Origin of the sequence: Levilactobacillus senmaizukei DSM 21775 = NBRC 103853, from assembly GCF_001592085.1 — a bacterium.
GTDB lineage: Bacteria > Bacillota > Bacilli > Lactobacillales > Lactobacillaceae > Levilactobacillus > Levilactobacillus senmaizukei.
The window spans coordinates 43,388-67,769 of sequence record NZ_BCWD01000011.1 but is presented as its reverse complement, the minus strand read 5'-3'; the positions used below and the strand labels follow the sequence as shown (position 1 = coordinate 67,769).

Below are 24,382 nucleotides of genomic sequence, written 5' to 3'. Positions count from 1 at the left end.
CAATGTTTTGCGCCAGTATACGGCGTCTAAATTAGGAGGGGGGTCAAACAAGACTTTTATCGCGTTGTGAACTTACCAACTGGTCCGATCGCCAATCAAGACCTCTGGGTTATGATTACTCAACAACAGAGCGTGTCCATTAGGTAAGAATGCCAGGCCTTCAAATTCTCGTCGTGGTGAGAACCGCGTCCATTTAACATCATTCTTGGTCAATCGACCCTTACCATTGAGTTTCTTAGCTGGCAGGCTAGCAATCGAATCATCGGCCACCAGATAAAGCCGGCCGTTATGCGGATTGTACCCCATACTTTGAACATGTGTCCCTGGGCCCCGCCGCAAGACTTGATGGGTTAAGCGGAAATGCATGTGATGTCGTGAGATCCGGCCTTTATAGATCCGAACGGACTGGCCACCCGGTCGTGACCAAAAGTAGGCATTTCCATACTTATCAAAGGCGAGGACATGGCCACCATTGACGTCACCCTTCTTACTCCGCAACCGGAAGCGGGTCCGATAATGGGGAACCAGCTTGCTCGAACTAATCTGTTGGATATAGCCATACATGCTGGTTGGGACCGCCGGGGACTTTTCCCGATCACACCACATATAAAGCTGGTGATCATGCCAGTTGTAGGCCAGCGACTGTCCGTGACCAGTGGTAAAGGCTGGCCCAACCTTTACCGCCTTGCGAACGGCCTTTTGGATGTCCCCCGAACGTGAATAAGCCGTCTGAATCTCCCGTGGACTAGCCCCTAGTTGATCCAGCCTTTTCAAGTCGTAGCGAACAATTCTCCCGCGATTGTGCCAGGCCGTTGGTGTGTACACCACGTACAAGTAACGACCATTCGTGGTCGCACTCTGGGGATTTCCCCAAGCCTGATTATGATACCCCGGATATGGAAACAAAATCTTAGTCGCAAAATTAACGTGGGCGCCCTGAACACTGCGAATGGTATTGTTACCATGCAACCGGGTCGCATGGTTATACCGCTTGGGGCCCTTAACAAAGTGGACGTGATAATCATTCAGCATGCGGGTCCGTCCAATACTAAGCCCCCACGCCCGCTGATGATAGGTCGTTAGCGCCTGTGCCGAAACCGCGGGAAGCATTCCCAACACCGCACCGACAAGGACTAACCACCAAGTAAGTCGTTTTACCATATGTATCACTTCTTATTTAATTTTACTTAGAATCATTAAGTATCTTTATATTGTATCCCATACCTATAAAATAAACAATACGGCCAGTCCCCACCAAGGAGCCCCGCCGTATTAATTGTGATATGTCAACTTAGATGGCTAAATAACTTCCCGTTTGAATGGATCTTTCGAGATACCCTGGTCCAGAATGGCCTTGCACCATTCCTTGGCTGAAAAGAGGCTATGGTCGCGGTAATTTCCACAACTGTATTTATCGGTACCTTGAACATCTTTCCATTCGGTATCAAACGCAATCTTGTGGAGGGCGGCCTTCAAAGCCTTGGCAACTTCTTCGGTAGATTGTTCACCCCAGGTAATCAGATGAAACCCCGTCCGACAGCCAAATGGTGAACAGTCGATGACGCCCGTCATTTCATCCCGCAGGTACCCGGCCAGAAGATGTTCGATCGTATGTAAACCAGCGGTCGGAATGGCATTTTCGTTAGGTTGTACCAACCGTAAATCAAAATTAGAGATAACGTCACCCTTGGTCCCCGTTTCCCGAGTGATTAACCGGACGTACGGTGCCTTAACAGCAGTGTGATCCAAAATAAAACTTTCGACTTTTGCCATGATTCGCCAACTCCTTTTTAATATATTCACGTGACCCCCTCTACCATACACCCCAAGACCGACCGATCGTCAATGCCTTTCCAGAAAACTTTAGGAATCGGCGGCAGTCTACAAAGAAAACGTTAAAACCAAGCCATCATTCCCGACTCACTCTGACCAGGTCCCTATACTGGGTCATGGCATTAGCGATACTGGGGAGGAATGATCATGCATCGAGAAGCTAAACACTACGAACACCTATTACCTAAGAAGCACCATTGGCGACGCCTAGGGATCGTTGCCGTCGGCTTTTTACTAGGCCTAGGGCTCTACGGTTGGCACACCGCACAGCAGCGGTTTTCGGCGACCTATAAAGCCGTGGGTCGGCCCAGTGACACCGCTCTGACCAGTGGCAAGCCGTTCGCCATTCTCCTATTGGGAACTGATACCGGTGCACTGGGCCGTCATGCCGTTGGCCGGACCGACACCATGATCGTGGCCACCATCAATCCGCAAAAACAGACGGCAAAATTGACAAGCATTCCCCGCGATACCTTGGTGTCCATCTGGGGTAGCCAGCAAGACGCGGAAAAGATCAACGCCGCCTACCCACTCTATGGCGCCAAAGCGACCATTAAAACCGTTGAACATCTCCTCAACATTCCCATCAACTACTATGTCCTACTGAACATGGGTGGCCTGGAGAAAATGATTGATGCCGTCAATGGCGTCACTGTTACGCCGCCGCTAACCTTTCACTATCAGCAGGCCAACGTTATCAAGGGGGTCAAAGTTCATCTAAACGGCGCGAGTGCCCTAGCCTATTCACGCATGCGTGATCAAGATCCCCTCGGGGACTATGGACGGCAGGCCCGCCAACGACAAATCATCAAGGCCCTGGTCTTGAAGGAAGCTAGCATCGCCTCACTAGCCCGGTACCAAACCGTCTTGGGTTCGCTTGACCACAACCTCGAAACGAACCTTACTTTTGACGATCTCATGTGGATCAGAGCGAAGGCAGGACACGCGAGTCGTCACATCGAATCACAGACGCTCCAGGGGGAACCGGCTACGATTAACGGCATTGATTATCAAATCGCCCCAACGGCCACGATTAATCACGTCAGCCAAAATCTTCGTCGATCACTCGACCTACCCATCAGCAGCTTTCAAACGGACGCCCTAAACCCATTGGGCGCGACCGGCAACTAAAAATAATCAAGCAAAAAGGCACGCGACTCGTCACGTGCCTTTGGTATCACTAAATTTATTTGGACGGGTCATCGTGGCTCGCTTGCCGGTCTTGCCAGATCCGCCAGCCAATGATGAGAATACTAGCATCGCCTAGAATGGTCCCAAACGCAATCAGGATGTTTCCGGTCGCGGTCACCATGAGCCCGGCGGTCGCGGGGACACGGGCCAACATCGCCAAGAACGTTGTAATCCACAGGCTACCTAAGATGGCCGGGAACCAGGACAATGGCTGCCGCCGCCGATGCCACCAGGTGAAGCCGGACACCAGAACGGCAAATCCCAGCCAGATGAGGGTTCCAATCTCTCGATTTAAGAAGATCAGGCCGACCGCCGGAACGATGTGTGCGGCCACCCACATGGCAACCAATAGCCCTAGAATAACGATCAGCCAGCCGATCAACCGACCTTGCGGTGATGAGACCCGCCGTTGTAGCCACCAACCCAGTAACATGGCGACAATGAACAGACCATACTGGACAGCTACCAGTCCCAACTGCAAGGGAATTGCCGGCAGAATGACGGTCGGTAAGATCGTGCCCAACGTGAAGATAAGTAACGGTACTAATAGATCCCAGTTCCACCGGGACTTCGTTTGCTTTGCCACAACTGGATCTCCCTTCGATTAGCGGTGTAACATTCCCCAGAAGCCTAAAGCTGCTAAGGCTAAGCCACCACCGACACTTAAGATTAAATAACTAATGAGTGCGCCATACCGCCGTTGATCGGCCAGCATGACCATTTCATGACTAAACGTGGAATAAGTGGTGAAGCCACCTAAGACACCCGTTCCTAAGCAGACCACCAGCCAATGACTCAGACTGGCGGCGGTCAGCGCTCCTAATAGCCCGCTGCCCAACCAGTTGATCAGTAGCGTGGCGACCGGCCACCGATTCTGGGTCAACGGCTGTAGAAGCCGGGTCACCGCATAACGGGCCAAGGCCCCAATGGCTGCTCCCAAGCCAACCCCGACCGCCATCACTGTTCAGCCACCGGAAACGAAAACCAGTGTCGCGCAATCCAAACGCCCAGCACGCTCATGATGAAACCGCCTACCAGAGTCATCCCCATATAGATTGCAGCCGTACCCCAATGCTGGGTCATCAGCAGTTTAAGCGTCGCAACACTAAAAGTGGAAAAGGTCGTGAACGCACCGACCCCGCCAACTCCCAACCCAACCGTCAGAGCACTCGGCCAACGTGCCGTTAGGCGGTCAGCGTGGGACAACCAGGCCAACAGCCCACTACCCAAGAGATTGACGATAATCGTGGCCCAGGGAAAGTCGGGGCCCGTCGGTAACTGAAGCCCCAGCCAATAACGTAAACTGGCGCCAACAAACGCCCATCCGGCAATTGAAAAGACGGTTTCCATTCGTTTCGCCTCCAGAAAATAATCTCTTCATTATACCAAAAAAGCCGCCAGAACGGCGGCTTCTCATCAAATTTAGTGAGTCTTAACCACCAGGTCCAGGGCTGACTGCAACTCGGTCTGTTGCTCCGGTGTTAACTGGCCTGCGGCAACACACTGCCTGACATTTTCAGCGACAACAACCCCCATCATCCGTTCAACCCCAGACCGAACCGCGGCAAGTTGTGTCAAGATATCACGACAGTCGCGATCATCTTCGACCATTTTCAAAATTCCTTGGAGTTGACCGTCCGCCCGACGAAGGCGATTTTTGAGTTGAGCCGACGTGGTTTGAACCATTAGCCGGCCACTTCAGTTAGCTTACCATCCAGGTACTTCTTGAGCGCCGCCTTAGGATGAAAACCCACAACCTTTTCCGTTGGCATCCCATTCTTGAAGATCACCATGGAAGGAATACTCATGATGCCTAAACTTTGCGCCAACTCTTGATTCTTATCAACGTCGAGTGAAGCAAACTTGACCTTGTCCCCGTATTCTTCATCCAGGGATTCTAGCACCGGCGTCTGCATCTTACATGGTCCACACCAATCTGCCCAGAAGTCAACGACCGTGACGGCCGTGTCGTCACCAATGTGTTCGAAATCCTTTGTCGTAATTGCTTGCATCATCAATACCTCATTTTCTCTAATTTAATATTCCCAACTATACCCCAAGGGGTATCAATTAGCTAGTATTTAGCTTAAGCCGATCAAAAAAGGACATCGGCTTGACCCCGATGTCCTAATCAATCTAGTTATCTTTAATCCGCTAATTCTGGATCTGGGTCAACCCCCGCCGTCAACCGTGGATGGTTGTTGCCCCGCTTCGTTTCCTTTTCAACGGCTTGTTGTGCCACAAGGTTCAAGTAGTTGAATGGGTCATCGAAGTTCGGGTTAAACAACATGTCCACAAAGGCCAGGTCATCAATCGTATTGCGGTTTTGAATCGCAATGGAGATGGCGTTAGCCGATTGGGCCACTTCGTGTTTACTGAAGAATTGGGCGCCTAAGATCCGGCGGTTCTTCCGGTTGTAAACCAAGTTGATCGTCAGATCATCCGTCGTTGGCATGTAACTTGGTCGCCATGTGCCCTCAAAGGTTACCATATCAGCATCCATCCCTGCACTCAGGGCGTGATCAATGGTTAATCCAGTTGAAGCCAACGTGTGACCAAAAATCTTCATGGCCGACGTTGCTTGGGTTCCCATGTATTGTTGAATGTTGCCAAAGACGTTAATCCCAGCTAACATCCCTTGCCGCACGGCGTTGGTCGCCAATGGTGTGTAGGCTGGCTTGCCGGTTGGGTTAAAGTTAACCACGCTGGCATCGCCACAGGCGAAGATGTCCGGGTTGGACGTTTGCACATAGTCATTGATGATAATGGCCCCATGCCGGTCCATTTCAACTTGCCCCCGAAGTAATTCGGTGTTGGGCACGAAGCCGGTGCAGACCACAGCTAGGTCAGCCGTGAACTCACCATTCGTCGTTTCAATGACCAATTCCCCATTGTCGTTACCGGTGAAGGCCGTCACCCGCCGATTAAGGTTAACGGCAACGCCCTTGTCTTCTAGCAGGCCAACGATATGGTCGGACAATCCCTTGTCCACATAATGATTCAGGATAATATCACGTGATTGGAACAACTGAACTTCGTGGCCAGTCCGAGCGTAGCTTTCGGCCAATTCAGTCCCGATATAACCAGCACCAATGATGGCAATCCGCTTGTTACCCTTAGCGGCAGCATCAATTGCCACTGCTTGTTCGTAATTCTTACACAACATGACCTTATCTTCATCAATTCCAAAGATTGGTGGGACAGTCACCGTCGATCCGGTAGCCATAATTAATTTATCATAACTATCCGTCGTTAAGTCACCAGAGTCCATGTCCACAACGTCGACGGTTTTGGCTTCGGAGTCAATCTTAATGACATTCCGTCGAGTCTTAACCTTGGCGCCAGCTTCTTCCAGCTGCTTAGGGGAAGAATAGAACATATCTTCTAGATGTTTAACTTGTCCATCTAAGAACAAAGAGATTCCACAAGAAAGAAATGAGACGTTCGTATGACGTTCATAAATAGTAACATCTGTGTCTGGGTGATCACGCAAGATTTGAAGTGCGGCATTTGTGCCAGCGTGTGTACTACCAACAATGATGACTTTCATGTTTACCCTCCTACACGAAAAACGATTCTAAAGTTAGCATACTAGAAAGTTAGCAAAAGATAAATGACTTGCTCTCAAAAAGGCGGGCCACAGGCCGTAAATCCTCACACTTCGTGAAAAGTGGTTAAAATAAGTGCATAATGCACCACAGTTTTACAAAACTGAAACGTTTCGCTTCCGTTACGTCATATTTTTCTCAAGTTAGCTGAATCAACGACCGTTCCCGTTATAATCACGATCGATCACGACTAAATAACGTAAAAATTTAAAAATATAGTCAACATTATGATTGATCTGCTCAAGTGATTAACTTATTTATTCGTTCACTCAAATGGTTACTATGAAACTGACACGATCAGTTTCACTGCCAACAAAACGCGATATCATAGTCTTTTCGTTCAAATGAATCCATGTAACGGCCGCCGGAGATTCTTTAGCCACTTTCTAAGTTCCGTCACATTTCGCTTGCAGGTTCGTGGCGTTCTGACTATTATTATCGACAGTTAGATCGTGATACGTTCTGACCTTAAAGCACTGTGATAGATGATAGGAATCACTGTCTATAGATGCACTCCCCCCAAAACAAGTGATTTATTAACAGATTCCTAATAATGGTCCTGAGTAATCCGCATGTTACTCAGGGCCTTTCTTTTACCCTTTTTTTCGAACGATCGTCCAAATTTGACGAACTGCCACCGGTAAAATCAAAATGATAATAAATAGCCAGGTGAAGTTCGCTCGAATAAATGGAGAATTCCCAAAAAAGAAACCAACGGCACAACAACTCACGACCCAGATCAGGCTCCCTACCAGGTTTTCAAAGCGAAATTGGTGCCAACCCATGTCTGCAGAACCCGCCAAGACGGGCAAGAACAGCCCGACAAACGGAATAAACCGGCCAAAGATCAACGTTTCCTTTTGATTACGCTTGAACACGGCATTGGCCTCCGCCACCTTCTTGTCCGGTAAGTGCCGCACAAGGTGGTCTTGCACCCCCTGCCAACGGACAGCAGTCCAGTATTTAACCGCCGAACCGGCAGTAGCGGCCACAGTAAACATTAAGATAAGGCCCCAGATATTCAGGACCGAATGGGGACTGGCCGCGATTGATCCGCCCATGAATAGCAATGACTGACCAGGTATAAAGGAAAAGATCAACATACCAGATTCTAGGAAGACTAAGCAAAACAAAACCCAGTACGTCCCAGTGCCCAACTGATTGGTTAAACTGACTAACAAATCCAGTGGGTGCCAGACCACATTACTTAAGAATGTGACAAATTCCAAGTCGATCACCTCCGCTTTCATTTAAAATGTGTGCGACCTTTAACCGTTATCTCTTCATATTATTTAGGGCCCCCTTACCCAAAATGGGGGTATCTGTCACACAGACAAACCGCGTAATAATCCCGTTTATAAAATCAAGCTCAGTATAAACGATCAACGGGTGCTATTCTCATTTTTTACCGCAAATTAGTTGATTCCGTGACCTTGGTGTAACTTAAACAATTAACCGAATATTCGATAAGGACCCTCACCGTTCCCGAGAACCGATCTCTCATATTCGAAAAAGTGTCGCCGGTGACCAACAATTCTGCTAACTGGCTTCTATTATACGTGAATCGTGACAGGTTGCTGATAAAGTTTTAGCGGTTAGACTGATATTCACAAGCTTATCTAGCTAAATCCGTTATAGGTATCCCCTTTGCCACGAGTATGTGAATCTTTTGTCGTTAAATAAAAATCGGCTGACCCAGTTAGTAGCCCCCTCTTAGGAGACCACGAACACGGGTCAACCGACCAAATTCGTTATTATAAAATTTGTGAAACCAATCGATTGCACCTGATGAGGCCAGGCGTTACACTACAGTCAAGTTAGTAACAGTGACTGTTGCTAGCGCATCTACACCAAGTTCTTATTACTTCTACTATTTACGAGCAGACACTAGCACTCCCCCAAAGTTTCTAATTCCTGCTCGTATCCCCCCTCAAGCCGCGATAGCCTTGCCATCGTGGCTTTTTTTGTGATCTGAAGCCCCTAGTCCAAGACTTGAACGCCGACCCCAATCAGGCCAGGTCCGGTATGCACGCCGAGAGCTGGCGAAACATCCCCTGAATACCACTGCAGGACCCCCGGATGAGCCGCTTGGAGCCGTTTGAGGACAGCTTCCCGTAGTTCCGGGTTCACCCCGTCACAGACGGCTACGTTAACCCGCTTTGCCGAACCAATCGCCCCATCAACCAATTGCAGGAGCTTAGTCAGGGTCCGCTTTTCACCACGAACCTTGGCAATGGGGTAATAGACTCCCTCTGGATCACAGGAAATAATTGGTTTCACATTCAATAGGGTCCCGGCCATGCCGGCAACTTTCCCAATTCGGCCACCCGCTTGTAAATACTTCAACGATGGCACATAGAAGAAGACCTTGGTCTGCGCCGTTACCCGCTCAACCTCTTGGACAATATCGTCGAACGACTTGCCTTCGGCTCGCAGCTGAGCGGCATAGATAGCGGCAAATCCGCTCCCAATTCCCACACTACAAGTGTTAATGACGTGGACGGTTAAGGGAGAATCCTCCGCTAGTAACCGGGTTTCTTGATAGGTTCCGGAAAGCTTCGCCGAGATACAAATGGCAATCACGTGGGTATAGCCGGATTGCTGGATCTGTTCTAACGCCTCAACAATCCGCTTACCGGTAGGACTCGCTGTCGTTGCGGGCTCCTTGGCCTGACGTTCATAAAAGGCAGTTGGTGTAATGGTTACCCGGTCTTCATAGACCCGATCTCTAAAAATAACATTCATTGGCATTAAGGCCATGTCGGCGGCCTCAACCACTTCGGCCGGAACGTCGGAGCAGGAGTCCACCAGAATTGCGATTTTTTCTCTTGGCACAGGAATTACCTCGATTTCTACTGAGTTCTTTCGCTTTAAAGGTTATTATAACTCAGTTGCCTAGTTTTGAAAACTAGGTCTTCTGTTGTCAGTTCTGTAAGAGGCCCAACTGAGCGGTTCATTTGCATTTGTAGAGCGGGGTTACCACCCTTTTTAACCAGGATTCCCCGCCATTGAAAATAAAATTTATGATGGTTCAAGCATCACGAAAAACTAATTTTTAAATAACCCGTCCCTAACCCATAGTAAAACGGATTACCTTGAGGCTTTTTTCACACACAGTTCTATACCAAGCATGAAACCGGAAACACTTAAAATTGGGGCAACAAGGCCGACCTCCTACTCAATTAATTTAGAACTAAGATCGGATATAAAAATAGTTTTGGGTGCCCGAAACAATCGGCTCTGATGGTTGACATCGGGGCTCAGAGGCCTATACTTACGTTTGGAATCGTAGTCTCTAGTCCCGTTAATAATTCTCAATTTTGCACTTATTCGCAACATTTTAAATTCAACGGGACTGGAACCAGAAAGACAGAAAGTCACCTGACTACCCGAATTTCTAAGCCAATAGAAAAGAGGGATTTTATGAAAAATCATGAAACCAACGACAAGTCCAAGCACCATATGTTAGAATCCACCGGCCACGACCAAAAGAGTCTGAATGAAGTCAACGGAACCGTTGAAGTTCCACAAGGTGCCGGCTTCTGGCGAACATTGATGGCGTACACGGGACCAGGCGCCCTGATCGCCGTTGGGTATATGGACCCTGGTAACTGGATTACCTCCATCGCCGGTGGTGCACAATACAAATACGCACTGCTGACTATCGTCTTGATTTCTAGTCTGATTGCCATGCTGCTACAAGCCATGTCCGCCCGTTTAGGGATTGTGACCGGTAAAGACCTGGCCCAGCTGACACGGGAACGAACCGGTAAGAAGACCGGGATCGTCCTCTGGATTATTACCGAACTCGCCATTATGGCCACCGATATCGCCGAAATCATTGGTTCCGGGATTGCGTTGAAGCTATTATTCGGTTTCCCACTCATTATTGGGATTCTCATCACGGCGGCCGACGTGCTGGTTCTGTTAGTCCTCATGAAATTAGGCTTCCGTAAAATTGAAGCCATCGTAGCCACATTGGTGGCGGTCATTCTCTTCGTCTTCTTGTATGAAGTCATCTTAGCCCAACCACACATGGGTGAAGTGCTTAAGGGTTACTTGCCTTCAAGCCACGTGGTGACCAATCACGGAATGCTCTACTTGTCTCTAGGGATTGTCGGGGCAACGGTTATGCCCCATGACTTATACCTGGGTTCATCAATTTCGCAAACACGGAACTTTGACCGTAAGGACCGCAAGAGCGTTTCTCAAGCGATTCGCTTCACAACGATCGACTCAAACATTCAATTAACGCTCGCCTTCGTCGTGAATAGCTTACTGTTAATCTTAGGGGCCGCCCTCTTCTTTGGAACCGACAGCGATCTTGGTCGCTTCGTGGACCTATTCAACGCCTTAAGTAATAGCCAGATTGTTGGTGCCATTGCCAGTCCAATCCTCAGTATGCTCTTTGCCCTCGCCTTGTTGGCATCTGGTCAAAGTTCAACGATTACGGGAACTTTGGCGGGCCAAATCATCATGGAAGGCTTCATCAACTTGAAAATGCCGCTATGGGCACAACGGTTGTTGACTCGTCTGCTTTCTGTGACGCCGGTCATCATCTTCGCCGTTATCTACCATGGTAATGAAGCTAAGATTGAAAACTTGTTAACCCTCTCGCAAGTCTTCCTGAGTATCGCATTACCATTCGCGATGATTCCGCTGGTAATCTTTACCAGTAGCAAGGACCTCATGGGCGAGTTCGTGAACAAGACCTGGACCCGAATCCTCGGTTGGATTATTGCGGTCATCCTGATTATCTTAAACGTCTACCTGATCTTAAATACGTTGCATCTCGCCTAAACCTGACGAATGGCCCGGCCGGCTTGGTCGGGCTTTTATTTTACCGCCGGTTACGCTGGCAAGCCGGTCGCCGTCCCATTGGAAACGACTTGACCCCAGCAGAAGATTATAACTAATAAAAAATGAAGTGAGCGTCATGACGGAGTATCAGGTTTCTGAAACGATTGTTTTCAGGTCTCTCACGCCCGACGTTACGCCAGTGGTTGCCCTGGACCGATGACACTAAAACCGTGGCGGATGAGGCCGCTTTTCTTCGCATTTGCCAACGCCACATGGAACAAAGTAAACGCTTCTGACTAGCGGCCAGCGCTAACTTCCCTAGTCAAAGGGTGGCAAAGCGCTGGCACTTTCAGGTGGAAGGTCGATTGCGTGAACAGATTCCGGATACCCATGGGGGTTATTGGAACGCGGTATTGTCTGCGAAATTGGCTTCGGATTAACCTTTTTGAGCATAACTTAAAGGCGGTGTGGTCCCTATATTCGGGATCACACTGCCTATTTTGATCACTTTAAATTTTTGAATTGACACTGTCGAAACGTGCCAGCCAAGGCAGCCAGCTCCGTTTAACCCCACTAGGAAACTAATCCAAACCCGGGATTAATTTCCTAGTGATGTTAATACTCACCGGCTAACCGCCCTGTCTGACACTCTTATTAAGCGCGTTGACCACCGTCAACCGTGAATTCTGCCCCGTTAGCGAACTTGGATTCATCGCTACCTAGGTAGACACAGATCTCACCAATATCATGAGGTTCGCCCATGTGGCCAACTGGAATCGTCTTCACGATCTGTTCGCGAGCCGTTTCAGGAATGATGGCCGTGTCAATCCAACCTGGATGAACGGAGTTAACCCGAATATCAATCCCGCGTGAAGCCAGGCTCAATGCCGTGGCGTGCGTCAGCATACGACTCCCACCCTTGCTGGCGGAGTAGGCTGGAGCCATTGGCAAGCCAACCAGACCGGCAACTGAGGAAACGTTCACAATGGAACCCTTGGCGTCATTAGTCTTCTTCATCGCGTTGATCGCGGCCTTTTCACCCAAGAAGTTAGCGGTCAGGTTAATATCGATAACCTTTTGCCAGTCTTCTAACGATAGGTCTTCAAGGGCACCGTTAACGCCACCGATCCCAGCATTGTTAACCAAGATGTCTAGCTTACCAAACTTTGCAATCGTGGCATCGATAACTTTCTTCCAGTCGTCTTCGTTGGCAACGTCTTGTTGAACGAACAGGCTAACGTCATCACCAAACTTGGCAACGGCAGCACGACCCCCATCCACGTTATGGTTGGCGGTCAAAACAACCTTGGCGCCTTCACGCACGTAGCATTCCGCCACGCCCAAGCCGATTCCGGCAACCCCACCGGTAATGATGGCAACTTTTCCCTTTAAACGATCACTCATTTTATAATCATCCTTTCTTCTTTTGCTTCTTGTTCAGAATATCACACCTTCTTTGTGAACCACAATAATTTCTTTAACTCCCATAATCTTACCCCGCCTAAAGGTTGAAGCTTCTAAAGCAGCAACCTGGTGAACTCTTCGCCCTATCGGTCAGCAGATATGGGCTGAACGCATTCAGTCTCTCACTCCGGATCGGCCTCACAGCAGGCGAAATTCTTAGCCTCCGGAGTGCGGCAATTTATACTAATTTGACGTTACAATTTCTTGCCAATACTGGAACGAGACGGGTAGTCCATCTTTCAACCCTCAGTAACAAAAAATGAGCTCGGACGATTGTCCGAACTCTCTATGGTTAACTCTTTAACTATTTAAGAAAACTTGTGTGGCAAAACCAGCCCACCCGTCTCATCATCATTTGGACGGTCGCGTTTAACTACCAGTTCTTGGTTGACGAAGCTACTGATCCCGTTTTGGCCGAGTTCCCGACCAAAGCCAGACTTCTTCACCCCACCAAATTCTAATTCAGGTAAGGAACTGAAGAAGGTGTTGACGTAAACCATCCCGGTTTCAATTCGAGAGGCTAGTTCAGCGCCATATTCAGCACTTCCAGCAAAGACAATCCCACCTAAACCATAGTCGGCATCGTTAGCTAAGGCAATGGCTTCGTCATCGTCGGCTACCTTGTAGACTTGGGCAACGGGACCAAACATTTCTTTCCCATATGCCGGATTGTCTTTGGTGATATCGGTTAGAATCGTTGGCAGGAAGAATTGGCCATCACTGTCAACCGCGTCATGGACAAAGTAGGCCGTGGCCCCACCAGCAATGGCTTCGTCGACTTGGGCTTGCAACTTGTCCTTAGCCTTCTTAGAGTTCATCGGGGCCAAGGTTGTGCTTGGATCCATTGGATCCCCCAACTTTACTGAAGCAAAGGCATCCTTCAGGGAAGCCAAGAATTCGTCATAGTGATTAGCCGTCACAATGAAACGCTTCGAAGATGTGCAGACTTGGCCGGCATTGTAGAGTCGTGCCCGTGGTGCAATGGCATTCACGTCGGCCATGTTAGCATCGTGGGCCACGATGAAGGCGTCGACCCCGCCAAGTTCCATGGTGCTCTTCTTCAGATACTTACCCGCAACTTCCGCAACGGCCGTACCGCCCCGTTCGGAACCAGTCAGGGCGACCCCTTGAACCCGTTTGTCAGCAACTACCTTAGAGACTTGGTCATACGACAGGAACAGGTTGGTCAAAGCCCCGTCCGGCGCACCGGCCCGCTTAACGGCATCTTCAAAGGCCAAAGCGGAGCCTGGCGTAATCGCAGCGTGCTTGAAGACGATTGGGTCACCAACGGCGAAGTTCGGTGCGAAGATCCGCATCATTTGGTAGTATGGGAAATTCCAAGGTTCAACCGCCATGAGCACCCCCAGTGGATGATTTTCAAGTTGGGCGTCACCGGCAATCGAATCAATCTTGCGGGGCTTCAGAAATTCTTCAGCATGGTCAGCATAATAGTCGGCAATCATGGCACACAGAACCACTTCACCTTGGGCTTCAACGTACAGCTTACCCATTTCAGTGGTCAGCACTTTGGCCAGACTGTCAGTTTCATCGCGGAAAATTTGTGCAAGCTTGTGGAGGACCGGAATCCGTGATGATACCGGATCGTTACGCCAGTCTTTATAGAGTTTTTGCGCCTTAGCTAAACTTGCTTCAACATATTCAGGCGTGGCATTTTCATAAGTCTTGACAACTTCATTGGTATAAGGATTGGTTGTTTGATAAGCCATTTCTATTTTCCTCCTTTAAGGGCCATTGCCATTTCACAATGTAACCCCTTACAAACGAAACTATACCCGTCATAGAACCGGAATGCCAGTATTTTGATTGTGATGAGTTATTCAATTAGATTGTGAAACTTATACTTATATGTTGTTGCTCTGGCCAGTCGCTGGCCCTTCCAGTGCAAATTGGTCTTGTTTCTATCCACACAAAAAAGCCATCGACAAGCCGCATCGATGGCCACAGATAAATGACTTAATTAACTAAGCTTCCAACGATCCAGAATCCCATTCATCAACCGATTAGCAGTTGTGATTTGGTCTAAGACCGTTCGTGGACTAGCCGTAAAACTACCGTCTGCCCATTTATTTATAATGCCCAGCGAACCCGCAGCGATAAACTCCGCTGAGGTGTCAATCACATCTTCTTTTAAATACCGGTATTCCGGCATTGCGTGCAACAAGATTGACAGTCGTGAAGCCACAAATTCATTCATAGACTGACGCCAAACCCCATCATCATAGGGATAAGCGTTCAAGAATATTTTTGAGTGATCGGCAATTCGTTCAAGCAACTGAATTACTGCCGGCCGCCAATTCTCCAAGGTCAACGTCAACGGCTGTTCATGCCGGGGCGCTTCAACGATGAAGTGCTCATACACAAACGATAACAGCTCATATTTGTCCGCGAAATAGTAATAGAACGTTTTGCGGTGAACTTCCGCCTCATCCGCAATCTCCCGAACCGTGATCTTATCAAATGTATTGTGGTTCAACAACGAAGCCAAGGCCTCCGCAATTCGCTCCTTAGTTTCTGATGCAGCCATCGTGATACCTCCAATCATTCACACCATTGAAAATTTTAATTTGTTATTGACTGACGTCCCCCCCGGAAGTCAGTAATCCTAACAAATCGTCTAAGCTAGCTAAAATTATACGCGTCTTCTGGTGAGAAGAAACCCCCTCAAGAACAAAATTTCAACTAACTCAGACTTATTATGCCTATCAACAATCATGGGACTATGTATTTCAACTTCATTGATTATAGCATAACCTCTGTCCTATTGTACGATACTTTTGTGCACAATAGGTCAGAAAATAAAAATTTTTTCAAAAAGGTCTAGTCCGTCGGTAGCTTCACCCGAACTTGGCCAGCTTTTAATTGACCTTCCAATTCAAGTAACGCCCGCTTACGGTCTAACCCACCGGCATATCCCGTCAGGTCGCCTGTACCGGCAACAACTCGGTGGCACGGAATCAACAGACTAATGGGATTGTTACCGACTGCCCCACCAATCGAACGCGCACCAACGTCGTGGCCGACCTGGAGACCGACGACCTGGGCTATCTCGCCATACGTCTTCACTTGACCGTATGGAATGGTCTGCAACACTTGCCAAACCGTCTGGCGGAAGGTCGTACCTTCCGGCCGGACTGGCAAGGTCATCGCTGGTTGTTCACCGGCAAAATACTGATTTAGCCAAGTCTGCGTTTCTGCGAACAGCGGGCTATCCCCAACCAGTGTTAGCCGAGGAAGGGTACTGCCATAGTGTCGTTGATCGGTAAACCACAGTCCCGTAATAGCCCGACCATCTGTCATCACTGTGACAGGCCCCAGCGGTGTCGTCAGATCCTTCCTTAACATCTGTGCTCATCCCTTTTATCAGTTATTCTACCATAAAAAAAACGCAGGAGCATTGGTTGCTCCCGCGTTTCTCAACGAATTTTCAGATTTTATTTGCTGGTTTTCAAGCTGCTGGTCATGGCCATTCTCCGGCCGTTAGGAACGGCCACCGTTGGACTACCGTCCAGGTAAACCAAGGCGAAGTCTTCACTCGCACCCCGGTTCCCCAGATAATGACCGAAATCGCCGTTACCAGCCATGATTAGTCTAACTCGGACTTATCAGCCGCGGCGTTGGCCGGATCTGAAATTGGGCATGTCCTGCCATAACCGATTAATGGTACAGGTCGAAGCGCCCCTTGGCCAATAGGGTACTGAACTTGGCACTTTCAAGTAACGAGCGGTCGGTAATAACCTTCTTCAACGCCGACGCCATGTAGCCGCGGACCGGCCGGTTAGTGCTAAAGACTTCACCAACCCCGTCACGGTCACTCAACGAAGCCACGGTACCCAGAGCCTTGTAGACAAACGGTTTGGTGTCGCGACCCCGAATAGCTAACCCAATGTTCTTGGCCGCCGTGGTCCCAGACGCCAAGGCAATTTGCGCCGTCGTTGGGTATGGCCGACCACTGTCAGGATCCATCACCGCGGAAACATCCCCGATGATGTAAACCTCTGGGTGACCTTCCAGGGATAAGTCATCCTTGACCACAACTCGGTTACGGCGTTGGTCAAATCCGGAATCCGCCATAACTTGTGATCCACTGACCCCAACCGTCCAAACGATGGTGTTTGCGGCTACCTCATGTTCGGCATCATCACTATCGGTGTAAACCACTACCCCCGGCTTAATTTCAGCAATACTCGATCCCAGCTTCATTTCAACATTATGCTTGGCCATGAACCGCATCGTATAGTCCGCCAACGTCTTATCGTGAAACATTGGCAGAATAGTCGTGGTCCGTTCCAAACAAACCAGCTTAATGGCCGGTGTGTTGTATTTAGCTTGTAATTTCGGCATCGATTGGGTCAATTCTCCCAGAAGTTCAATCCCGGTGAAACCAGCCCCGCAGACTGCAATTGTGAGATCCCGATCGTCTTTCGACTCCGCGTACCCTTTAATCTTGTCTTCGATATGCCGGTACACGGCCTCGGAGGTAGCCAAATCATCCATTGGCAGGGCATTCTCGGTGGCACCCTTCAGGCCAAAGGTTTCGGATTGAAAGCCTAACGCTACGACGAGATAATCATAGGTCAGTGGAGCGTGGTTGGCCAGCGTGACTTGCTTTTGGTCCACATCCACATTGGTCACCGCATCTTGAATAAATTCAACCCGTCGACTAATCACATCATTAATCTCGTAGGTAATCCGACTGGGCGCAATCGTCCCCGCCGCAACTTCATGTAAATTTGTTTTTTCCGCATGCGTCCCGGACTTATCGACCAAAATCAGCCGGTCCTCGCTGGGAACTTCGCGTTGAAGGAACTTGATAGCTCGCATCCCTGCGTAACCGCCACCTAGAACTAAAATCGTTGCCATTATTTAACGACCCCTTTTCTCTTGAAGTTCTCCCCGAGTAGGTATCTTCATCTCATTCTGACTAATCACACTGCTTAGCCACCAACTCCCACTCCCCCCAAAGGAACGAGCGCTTAAAGAACTAACCGTAGGGAAGATTTACCTTCATTATAAGGCTTATCACCCGAAAAGCCAGTTTTAAGAAACCGCTATTTTCCTGATCGTCACAGGATTTTAACGATCATTTTCGTCCGACCACGGTCATCACTGCCAAGTCGTGATCACTGAATTTTATCATTAAAAAGATTATGGTAAGAGATAGTAAATTGAGTTATGAATGGGAGGATTTTTAATGACGACATTAGTTATTGGGGCCCACGGTCGGGTGGGTCAATTCATCGTTAAGGACTTGGCAGCTACGGGTGAAACCGTCTATGGGAGTGTTCGCAATGATGCCCAAGTCACCACCATGAAGACCCTTGGTGGTCAAGCACGACCCGTTGATCTCATGGGTTCTGTCGACGATCTAGCTGCCGCCATGGCGGGTATCGACCGAATCATCTTCACCGCCGGATCTGGTGGCAATACCGGTGACGACATGACCCTAAACATTGACCTTGATGGTGCCATTAAGACCATGATGGCCGCTGAGAAAGTTGGCATTAAACGGTTTGTCTTGGTTAGCGCCATTGGCACCGACGACCGGGCCTTCTGGAATAAGTCCGGAATTCGCCCTTATTATGTGGCCAAATACTATGCCGACCAATGGTTACAACACCGGACCAATCTGGATTACACGATCGTACGGCCAGGTATTCTAACCGATGCGGCCGCTACTGGCAAGATTACCCTCGATCCATCCGCGAGTGCTTCTAAGGAAATTACCCGCGCCGATGTTGCCGCAACGGTGGTCGCCGTTCTCGCGCCCGCACCTAAATTACCCAAGATCATTTCAATTGTTAACGACGCTACACCAATTAAAACGGCCGTTGATCTTAACTAATCACTGATCACAAAAATCTCTGCCGGCAAGCTTGCCAGCAGAGTTTTTTTATTGACTAATGATCATACACGGGTTGCCACTGAGCAGCACGAACCGCCGTTTGGGCATCCGTCACCCGCTTGGTTGCTAACCCTCGATCCAAAGCACTTTGCGCCACCGCCGTTGCGACAGTCCGACTGAAGTGACTTAACTGATCAACGGACGGCAATACTGCCGCCCCGGCCTGGTGCACATCCACCAAGCCCCCTAGGGAGTGGGCCGCCGCGGAAATCATCGATTCATCTAGCTGATTAGCAGCCACAGCGAGAACACCTAACCCTAATCCCGGATAGACCAACGCGTTGTTAGCCTGACCAATCTGGTAGGTCACACCATTCACCCTAACTGGTGCTGACGGGACCCCTGTCGCAACCAAGGCCCGACCAGCCGTCCATTTAAGCAGATCGGCCGCCGTGGCTTCCGCCAGCTTGGTGGGATTCGATAACGGCAAAATAATCGGCCGCGGGGTATTGGCGGCCATGTCGCGCACGATTGCTTCCGTAAAGGTTCCCGGTTGGGTTGACGTCCCAACCAAGATCGTCGGATGAATCGCTGCCACCACGGCCGCCAGAGAGGTTAGGTCGGCAGCATTAGTGAATTCAGACCTTTTACGGGCAAATGGACGCTGCTCTGGAGTCAGGTCCGACATATCGTCGAACAGTAAGCCTTGCTTATCGACCATATAGAAGTGCCGCCGGGCCTCAGCAGGCGTCAACCCCGCCGTGACCATGGCCGTAAAAATCTGGTGGGCAATCCCCGCCCCAGCACTCCCGGCACCAAAGGTCAGGTAGGTCTGATCGGTCAGTTTCTGACCAGAGATATTTAACGCCCCAAGAATCGCCGCCAAGGAAATAATTCCAGTTCCCTGGATGTCATCATTAAAGGTGGCCAATCGGCCCTGGTACCGCCGGAGGATCTTGGCCGCATGTCCGCGGCCGAAGTCTTCCCAGTGCAAGTACAGGTCTGGAAAGGCTGCCGTTGCCGCCATCACAAAGTCATCTACGAATTTGGCATAGCGCTCCCCGTCAACTCGAGCGTGCTGATTACCCAGGTAATGGGCATCCTTCAACAAGGTGGCATTATTGGTCCCAGCATCCAGCATAACGGGTAGCACCTGTCGTGGATCAATCCCGGCCGCGGCCGTATAAACCATCAGCTTGCCAATGGCAATATCGACCCCATTGGTCCCCCAATCACCGATACCCAGGATTCCCTCGGCATCGGTTACCACGACCAACTTAATCTCACGACCATCGGCTGCCCGTTCCAGGGTCGACCGAAAGGTTTGCGGATCATCGTCAATCGACAGAAAAGCTGCGTTCTGTGGATTCAGGTACAAATCGCTATAGTGCTCGATGGATTCGGCAATCGTGGGATCATAGACGATCGGCATAAACTCCGCCACGTGGTCCGCAAATAGGGCAAAAAACAAAACGCGATTGGTGTTGAACAAATGCATGAGAAATTGGCGTTTGGCTAGGTCGTCACTCTGCCGTTCTACCTGGTCATACATCCGATGAATCTGCTGTGTCAGCGTCTGAACTCGCGGTGGCAACAATCCCGTCAATTCAAATTGTTCACGTTCGGCGGTGGTGAATGCCGTCCCCTTATTTAAGAAGGGGTCGTTCAAACGGTCGATTCCTACTTTCATAACAAACTCCTTTCGCCAAGACTTGGCTATTTCTGGTCACACTACTCATCCAGTATAGCCCAATGATCGGTGATAACTCATTAAAAAGTCGGCCAACTAAAAAATCAGCAACGGTCCCGCCGCTGCTGGTTAGTTAGCTTCTATTCTAGCTGGTTGTCCTGAAGCAGATTACTTCAGTTGACTGGTAAGTTGGCTAGCCTGGTGCTTCCGGTCCAGGCTTAACGCGCTGGCATCAATGTTGGTTTGGACCTGGCTAGAAATTTCTTTGCTGGTCACTCGTTTCAAGTGAATCTTCGTGAGTTGAAAGTCACCCGCTGGCCGGGTCTTTAGGTTAACGACTGCGGTCACGGCCGGATTGACGGGCGTTGCCGTCACCGTGGTTTTCGTGGCCGCAGAGGCCCCCGCCGAGGTTGCCAACAACGTTGTCACTGTCATGGCGCCTAAGACCAATTTGCTCATCATCTTTTTAATTTTCAACATTTTAATCACTCCTCAATAATTGTCGGTTTCAGCTAGCCGCTTTCGATAGTCTAGTTATACCATCCCCACCCTTAACCATCTTGAAACTAAAATAAACATTGTCTGTGAATTTCTTAGTTTCGATTGGAAGTGGTATGGTATGATGCCTATAAACCTCGTCACGCATAAATAAGGAGTCATAATTAACGATGAAAAATACCATATTGCTAGTTGAAGATGAGACTGGTCTGGCGAGTTACGTTGCCAAAGAATTAACCTTTGAAGACTTCAACGTTCTCACCGCTGCCGATGGTGAAGCCGCCTGGGAAACCTATCAGGCCAATCAAGATGACCTCCTATTAGTTCTTTTAGACTGGATGTTACCAAAGATGGACGGCATGGAGGTTCTCCGGCGAATTCGTAAACACGCTGACCTGCCCGTCATCATGATGACCGCCAGAGACTATTTGGGCGACAAAGTCACCGGTCTCGATAACGGGGCTGACGACTACATCACGAAGCCCTTTGAAATTGAGGAGTTGCTTGCTCGTATCCGGGTCATCCAGCGCCGGACCGCTCATCAGAGTGGATTAGACCAAAGCTACCGCATTGGCGACCTCACCCTCATTACTAAAACACGGCAGGTGACACGCGGCGAACAGCGCCTACAACTCACCCAACGAGAATACGATCTTCTACTATTCTTAATGCAACATCCCGGACAAGTCTTTACCCGCGATGAGTTGCTTGATAATGTCTGGGGCGTCGACTTCTTAGGCCAACAGAACGTGGTCGACGTCTACATTGGTTATTTACGAAATAAAATTGACACTGACGATGCCCCCCACCTCTTCCACACCATTCGGGGGGTCGGCTATAGCCTAAAGGAAGCTGATGCGGATGAACACTAAAGTCCCACGATCCTATGCGACCATTATTCGCCAATCGTTCACCAGTCTCCTGGTCGCGATTGGTCTCATCATTGTTTTAACCGTCACGATCACGCTGACGGTCGATCAAATCCTTCGGGCACAGGATCAGGCGCAACGCCTAAGTGCCAGTCTAGAAACGACCCAGGTCAGTAACTTCAAGGAATGGCTGACGGTTAACCAGAGCAGTGGCCTAAATTCACATAATACCTTTGCCATGATTAAGAATAGCGATGGCACCATCACCTCTCTGTTACCCCACGCGGGCAAATTCACCGCCGCTAACACCTGGTCCGTGCCATTTACCCACCTGGTCTATATCAAGCATTGGGGTCTCTATTTTTCCGAAACGATTCATACCGGATCACGAACCTACTTCCTCTTCATTGGGATGAAGGTGCTGGTCGGAAATCTCCACGTTCTCGTGTCCGTTCTCATTATTGCAATTGGCCTGAGTCTCTTGATTGGCTTATTCTTCGTTCGCCAACTCGCGCGGCGACTAAGCGACCCCACCCTTCAATTGGCCCAAGCGGCTCAACAGGCGGCGGCTAATCCCGAAAACACCCAAGCGGAATTACCCGAACCCACGGAGCCGGTCGAAATCTCCCAATTGGCCAAGGACTTCAACCAACTTTTAGCAGCCCAAAACGGTCGTTTGCAACGAGAACGTCAATTTATTGCCGACGCTTCCCATGAGCTACGAACACCCATCGCTACGATCCGTGGCAATATCAAGTTGATCGAACGCCGGGGCGACCAACATCCCGAGATCATCCCCGAGTCGCTAGGCTTTATCGACCAGGAGTCCCTGCGGATGCAGCATCTGATTGAGAATCTGCTTCATCTATCACGTGCCGATCGCGCCGAAGTCACGCTGGAACCCCTAGACCTTGGGCTCTTGGCCCAAGGCGTCGTTGAACACTATCAGCCCCTGGTCAAACAACCCATCACCTTTGTGGCCCCAGATTCAATCGCCATGGTCCAGGGCAATCAAGATATGATCCATCAAATCCTAACCGCCTTATTGGATAATGCCCACAAGTATTCACCCGAAACAGCGCCCATCACCGTCAGTGTTCACATGAATCCACAAACGGTGACACTCACGGTTGCCGACCTAGGTGAAGGGATACCCAGGGCGGATCGCGCGCACATCTTCGATCGCTTCTATCGGGTCGACGCCTCACGGTCTAATCAAATTGAAGGGAGTGGCCTCGGGCTAGCCATCGTTTCACAACTGGCCCACCTGAACCACGGTCAAGTGACGGTGACCAGCAACGATCCGCAAGGGTGCCAGTTCACCTTGACTCTCAATCGAGTCATTGACGACGCTACGGAAAAATAAGAAATTCTCAGGAAATCCTTAACGGAAATCAAGGACGCATGCGACCGTTCCTCGGTATACTGGGTTCATAAATTGAAAGGAAGCGTTCGTATGCTGATTGATGACAACCCGCAAATTAAAAGTATCACTCCCGCCCAAATTACCAAGGTGTTCTATCCCTACGTAATCGCCAAAACGGAAGCCGGGAGTTACGTCAACATTAACCTGAGCGACCAGGAACGACATGACCCCCTATTCTGGGAATCCATTACAAACATTGCTAAGGCCAAGCTGTGGATCCCGATTGGAGAAAAGTTCCACCAACTACTCTCCTATGACTGGACCTACTCAGCCGTCTAACTCGATTATTAATCCGGTACCGCTGGCCTTGCGCCGCGGTACCGGTTTTTATTTGAAGAATTGTGCGGCGGACCGCCGCCTGTGGGGCAACCGATCCCAACCCCAAGCGGTCTACGATGGCAACTTACCGATTCCGCATCGCTACCTAGCCCCTGAGACCACAGGTCTGATAACTCTCTGTATCGCACAAAAAAAGAAGCCCGAGATCAGTTCCCTGGCTTCCTAATAAGTCTCGACTTCACGGCCGTTGGATCACCGTGATCAGCCCTCATCGTAATGAGTTTCGTAAAATTTCGGCCTTCTTGCGTAGTTGTTGCCGGGTTTGCATCAGTTGAATCTTAGTTGGTCGCGCCAGATAGCCATCAATGGTGCCGGCAATGCTAGCTAGACTAAAGCTGAGGAGCCCCCATTCCTTGGGACTCCAGCCACGGCCAACCTTTACCGCCACAAAGGCTACCATGATGAACAATGCCAAGTTAATGAGTGCCGAGGACCCTTGCCGGCTAAAACGACTAAAGTAAGGATATTCCCAGGTCCATAACAGATCGATCACGCCGAAAGCGAGCACGATGCTGAGTGCCACTCGGAGCGCATGATGTTCGGTAATCGCAACGGAGCTAAGGAGTACCGTTGCCGCCATCAGAAGCCAAAAAGAATGAAATGCATACCGCCAGTCAAATTTCATGCGAATCGCCTCGCTTTCAACGGCCTATCGCCTTATTTGGAGCTGAATTCTACCATGTTTAACCCCAAATAAAAATAACGCTACATCTCATAGTTAGGATAGTAGCGCTACCAACACGATCAGAACCTGATTACCGTCTACTCAAAAAGCTCACAACCGAGTGGCTGTGAGCTTAG

At 49.6% G+C, this 24,382-nt stretch carries 25 protein-coding genes; 6 read left to right on the top strand and 19 right to left on the bottom strand.

Annotation, left to right across the window (positions count from 1 at the left end; all coding sequences use genetic code 11):
* Positions 1 to 72 precede the first annotated feature (72 nt).
* Together LSE01S_RS05800 and LSE01S_RS05795 are read right to left on the bottom strand one after the other, a co-directional pair.
* The gene (locus LSE01S_RS05800) at positions 73 to 1,161 is read right to left on the bottom strand and encodes a hypothetical protein (protein ID WP_061776688.1); all 1,089 of its coding nucleotides are present in this window, start codon (positions 1,159 to 1,161) and stop codon (positions 73 to 75) included.
* A gap of 138 nt (positions 1,162 to 1,299) precedes the next feature.
* On the bottom strand, positions 1,300 to 1,773 hold the full coding sequence (locus LSE01S_RS05795; RefSeq protein WP_061776687.1) for an S-ribosylhomocysteine lyase: 474 nt from the start codon (positions 1,771 to 1,773) through the stop codon (positions 1,300 to 1,302).
* Between the two features lie 207 nt (positions 1,774 to 1,980).
* Between LSE01S_RS05795 and LSE01S_RS05790 the strand changes: the two genes are divergently transcribed.
* Positions 1,981 to 2,964: an LCP family glycopolymer transferase gene (locus LSE01S_RS05790; protein WP_235808305.1), complete on the top strand. Its 984-nt coding sequence runs from the start codon at positions 1,981 to 1,983 to the stop codon at positions 2,962 to 2,964.
* Positions 2,965 to 3,019: 55 nt separating this feature from the next.
* Here LSE01S_RS05790 and LSE01S_RS05785 read toward each other — a convergent pair whose 3' ends face one another.
* The 8 genes from LSE01S_RS05785 to LSE01S_RS05750 form a co-directional block, all read right to left on the bottom strand.
* Positions 3,020 to 3,610 carry a hypothetical protein gene (locus tag LSE01S_RS05785; protein ID WP_061776685.1) on the bottom strand — a complete coding sequence of 197 codons (591 nt, stop codon included), beginning with the start codon at positions 3,608 to 3,610 and terminating at the stop codon, positions 3,020 to 3,022.
* A gap of 18 nt (positions 3,611 to 3,628) precedes the next feature.
* Positions 3,629 to 3,982: a fluoride efflux transporter FluC gene (locus LSE01S_RS05780; RefSeq protein ID WP_061776684.1), complete on the bottom strand. Its 354-nt coding sequence runs from the start codon at positions 3,980 to 3,982 to the stop codon at positions 3,629 to 3,631.
* Complete coding sequence (locus LSE01S_RS05775; protein ID WP_061776683.1) at positions 3,982 to 4,374, bottom strand: fluoride efflux transporter FluC; 393 nt, start codon at positions 4,372 to 4,374, stop codon at positions 3,982 to 3,984. The genes LSE01S_RS05780 and LSE01S_RS05775 overlap by 1 nt, the downstream gene beginning before the upstream one ends.
* Before the next feature lie 72 nt (positions 4,375 to 4,446).
* Positions 4,447 to 4,710, bottom strand: a complete 264-nt coding sequence (locus LSE01S_RS05770; RefSeq protein WP_061776682.1) for a metal-sensitive transcriptional regulator — start codon at positions 4,708 to 4,710, stop codon at positions 4,447 to 4,449.
* On the bottom strand, positions 4,710 to 5,036 hold the full coding sequence (gene trxA, locus LSE01S_RS05765) for a thioredoxin (protein WP_082622355.1): 327 nt from the start codon (positions 5,034 to 5,036) through the stop codon (positions 4,710 to 4,712). Before trxA ends, LSE01S_RS05770 begins: the two co-directional genes overlap by 1 nt.
* A 134-nt stretch (positions 5,037 to 5,170) precedes the next feature.
* Entirely contained in the window at positions 5,171 to 6,574 is a 1,404-nt protein-coding gene (locus LSE01S_RS05760) for an FAD-dependent oxidoreductase (RefSeq protein WP_061776680.1), read from the bottom strand.
* A gap of 651 nt (positions 6,575 to 7,225) precedes the next feature.
* Positions 7,226 to 7,861, bottom strand: coding sequence for a VTT domain-containing protein (locus LSE01S_RS05755; RefSeq protein ID WP_162257435.1), 636 nt, complete (start codon positions 7,859 to 7,861; stop codon positions 7,226 to 7,228).
* 751 nt (positions 7,862 to 8,612) lie between these two features.
* The gene (locus tag LSE01S_RS05750; protein ID WP_061776678.1) at positions 8,613 to 9,467 is read right to left on the bottom strand and encodes a DegV family protein; all 855 of its coding nucleotides are present in this window, start codon (positions 9,465 to 9,467) and stop codon (positions 8,613 to 8,615) included.
* 588 nt (positions 9,468 to 10,055) lie between these two features.
* On the opposite strand from LSE01S_RS05750, the gene LSE01S_RS05745 reads away from it, so the two are divergent.
* On the top strand, positions 10,056 to 11,432 hold the full coding sequence (locus LSE01S_RS05745) for an Nramp family divalent metal transporter (RefSeq protein WP_061776677.1): 1,377 nt from the start codon (positions 10,056 to 10,058) through the stop codon (positions 11,430 to 11,432).
* A gap of 654 nt (positions 11,433 to 12,086) precedes the next feature.
* Here LSE01S_RS05745 and LSE01S_RS05740 read toward each other — a convergent pair.
* The 6 genes from LSE01S_RS05740 to LSE01S_RS05720 all read right to left on the bottom strand — a co-directional run bounded on the left by LSE01S_RS05740 (position 12,087) and on the right by LSE01S_RS05720 (position 17,777).
* Positions 12,087 to 12,836, bottom strand: a complete 750-nt coding sequence (locus LSE01S_RS05740) for a glucose 1-dehydrogenase (protein WP_061776676.1) — start codon at positions 12,834 to 12,836, stop codon at positions 12,087 to 12,089.
* Between the two features lie 368 nt (positions 12,837 to 13,204).
* Positions 13,205 to 14,623, bottom strand: a complete 1,419-nt coding sequence (locus tag LSE01S_RS05735) for an NAD-dependent succinate-semialdehyde dehydrogenase (RefSeq protein WP_061776675.1) — start codon at positions 14,621 to 14,623, stop codon at positions 13,205 to 13,207.
* Between the two features lie 251 nt (positions 14,624 to 14,874).
* Entirely contained in the window at positions 14,875 to 15,441 is a 567-nt protein-coding gene (locus tag LSE01S_RS05730; RefSeq protein ID WP_061776674.1) for a TetR/AcrR family transcriptional regulator, read from the bottom strand.
* Between the two features lie 293 nt (positions 15,442 to 15,734).
* Positions 15,735 to 16,259, bottom strand: a complete 525-nt coding sequence (locus LSE01S_RS05725) for a methylated-DNA--[protein]-cysteine S-methyltransferase (protein ID WP_061776673.1) — start codon at positions 16,257 to 16,259, stop codon at positions 15,735 to 15,737.
* A gap of 89 nt (positions 16,260 to 16,348) precedes the next feature.
* Positions 16,349 to 16,498 (bottom strand): hypothetical protein, encoded by a 150-nt coding sequence (locus LSE01S_RS10925; RefSeq protein ID WP_156470478.1) that lies wholly within the window; start codon positions 16,496 to 16,498, stop codon positions 16,349 to 16,351.
* A 73-nt stretch (positions 16,499 to 16,571) separates the two neighbouring features.
* On the bottom strand, positions 16,572 to 17,777 hold the full coding sequence (locus LSE01S_RS05720) for an NAD(P)/FAD-dependent oxidoreductase (RefSeq protein WP_061776672.1): 1,206 nt from the start codon (positions 17,775 to 17,777) through the stop codon (positions 16,572 to 16,574).
* Positions 17,778 to 18,108: 331 nt separating this feature from the next.
* Here LSE01S_RS05720 and LSE01S_RS05715 point away from each other — a divergent pair, with 331 nt between their 5' ends.
* Positions 18,109 to 18,759: an SDR family oxidoreductase gene (locus LSE01S_RS05715; RefSeq protein ID WP_061776671.1), complete on the top strand. Its 651-nt coding sequence runs from the start codon at positions 18,109 to 18,111 to the stop codon at positions 18,757 to 18,759.
* Positions 18,760 to 18,814: 55 nt separating this feature from the next.
* On the opposite strand, the gene LSE01S_RS05710 is transcribed toward LSE01S_RS05715, so the two are convergent.
* Together LSE01S_RS05710 and LSE01S_RS05705 are read right to left on the bottom strand one after the other, a co-directional pair.
* Complete coding sequence (locus tag LSE01S_RS05710) at positions 18,815 to 20,449, bottom strand: malolactic enzyme (protein WP_061776670.1); 1,635 nt, start codon at positions 20,447 to 20,449, stop codon at positions 18,815 to 18,817.
* A gap of 168 nt (positions 20,450 to 20,617) precedes the next feature.
* Positions 20,618 to 20,929: a hypothetical protein gene (locus tag LSE01S_RS05705; RefSeq protein WP_061776669.1), complete on the bottom strand. Its 312-nt coding sequence runs from the start codon at positions 20,927 to 20,929 to the stop codon at positions 20,618 to 20,620.
* Positions 20,930 to 21,117: 188 nt separating this feature from the next.
* Between LSE01S_RS05705 and LSE01S_RS05700 the strand changes: the two genes are divergently transcribed.
* The 3 genes from LSE01S_RS05700 to LSE01S_RS05690 all read left to right on the top strand — a co-directional run bounded on the left by LSE01S_RS05700 (position 21,118) and on the right by LSE01S_RS05690 (position 23,521).
* Complete coding sequence (locus tag LSE01S_RS05700; protein ID WP_061776668.1) at positions 21,118 to 21,819, top strand: response regulator transcription factor; 702 nt, start codon at positions 21,118 to 21,120, stop codon at positions 21,817 to 21,819.
* Positions 21,809 to 23,182: a sensor histidine kinase gene (locus LSE01S_RS05695; protein ID WP_061776667.1), complete on the top strand. Its 1,374-nt coding sequence runs from the start codon at positions 21,809 to 21,811 to the stop codon at positions 23,180 to 23,182. Before LSE01S_RS05700 ends, LSE01S_RS05695 begins: the two co-directional genes overlap by 11 nt.
* Positions 23,183 to 23,272: 90 nt before the next feature.
* On the top strand, positions 23,273 to 23,521 hold the full coding sequence (locus tag LSE01S_RS05690) for a hypothetical protein (protein ID WP_061776666.1): 249 nt from the start codon (positions 23,273 to 23,275) through the stop codon (positions 23,519 to 23,521).
* Positions 23,522 to 23,789: 268 nt separating this feature from the next.
* Here LSE01S_RS05690 and LSE01S_RS05685 read toward each other — a convergent pair whose 3' ends face one another.
* On the bottom strand, positions 23,790 to 24,206 hold the full coding sequence (locus LSE01S_RS05685; protein WP_061776665.1) for a hypothetical protein: 417 nt from the start codon (positions 24,204 to 24,206) through the stop codon (positions 23,790 to 23,792).
* Positions 24,207 to 24,382: the final 176 nt, after the last annotated feature.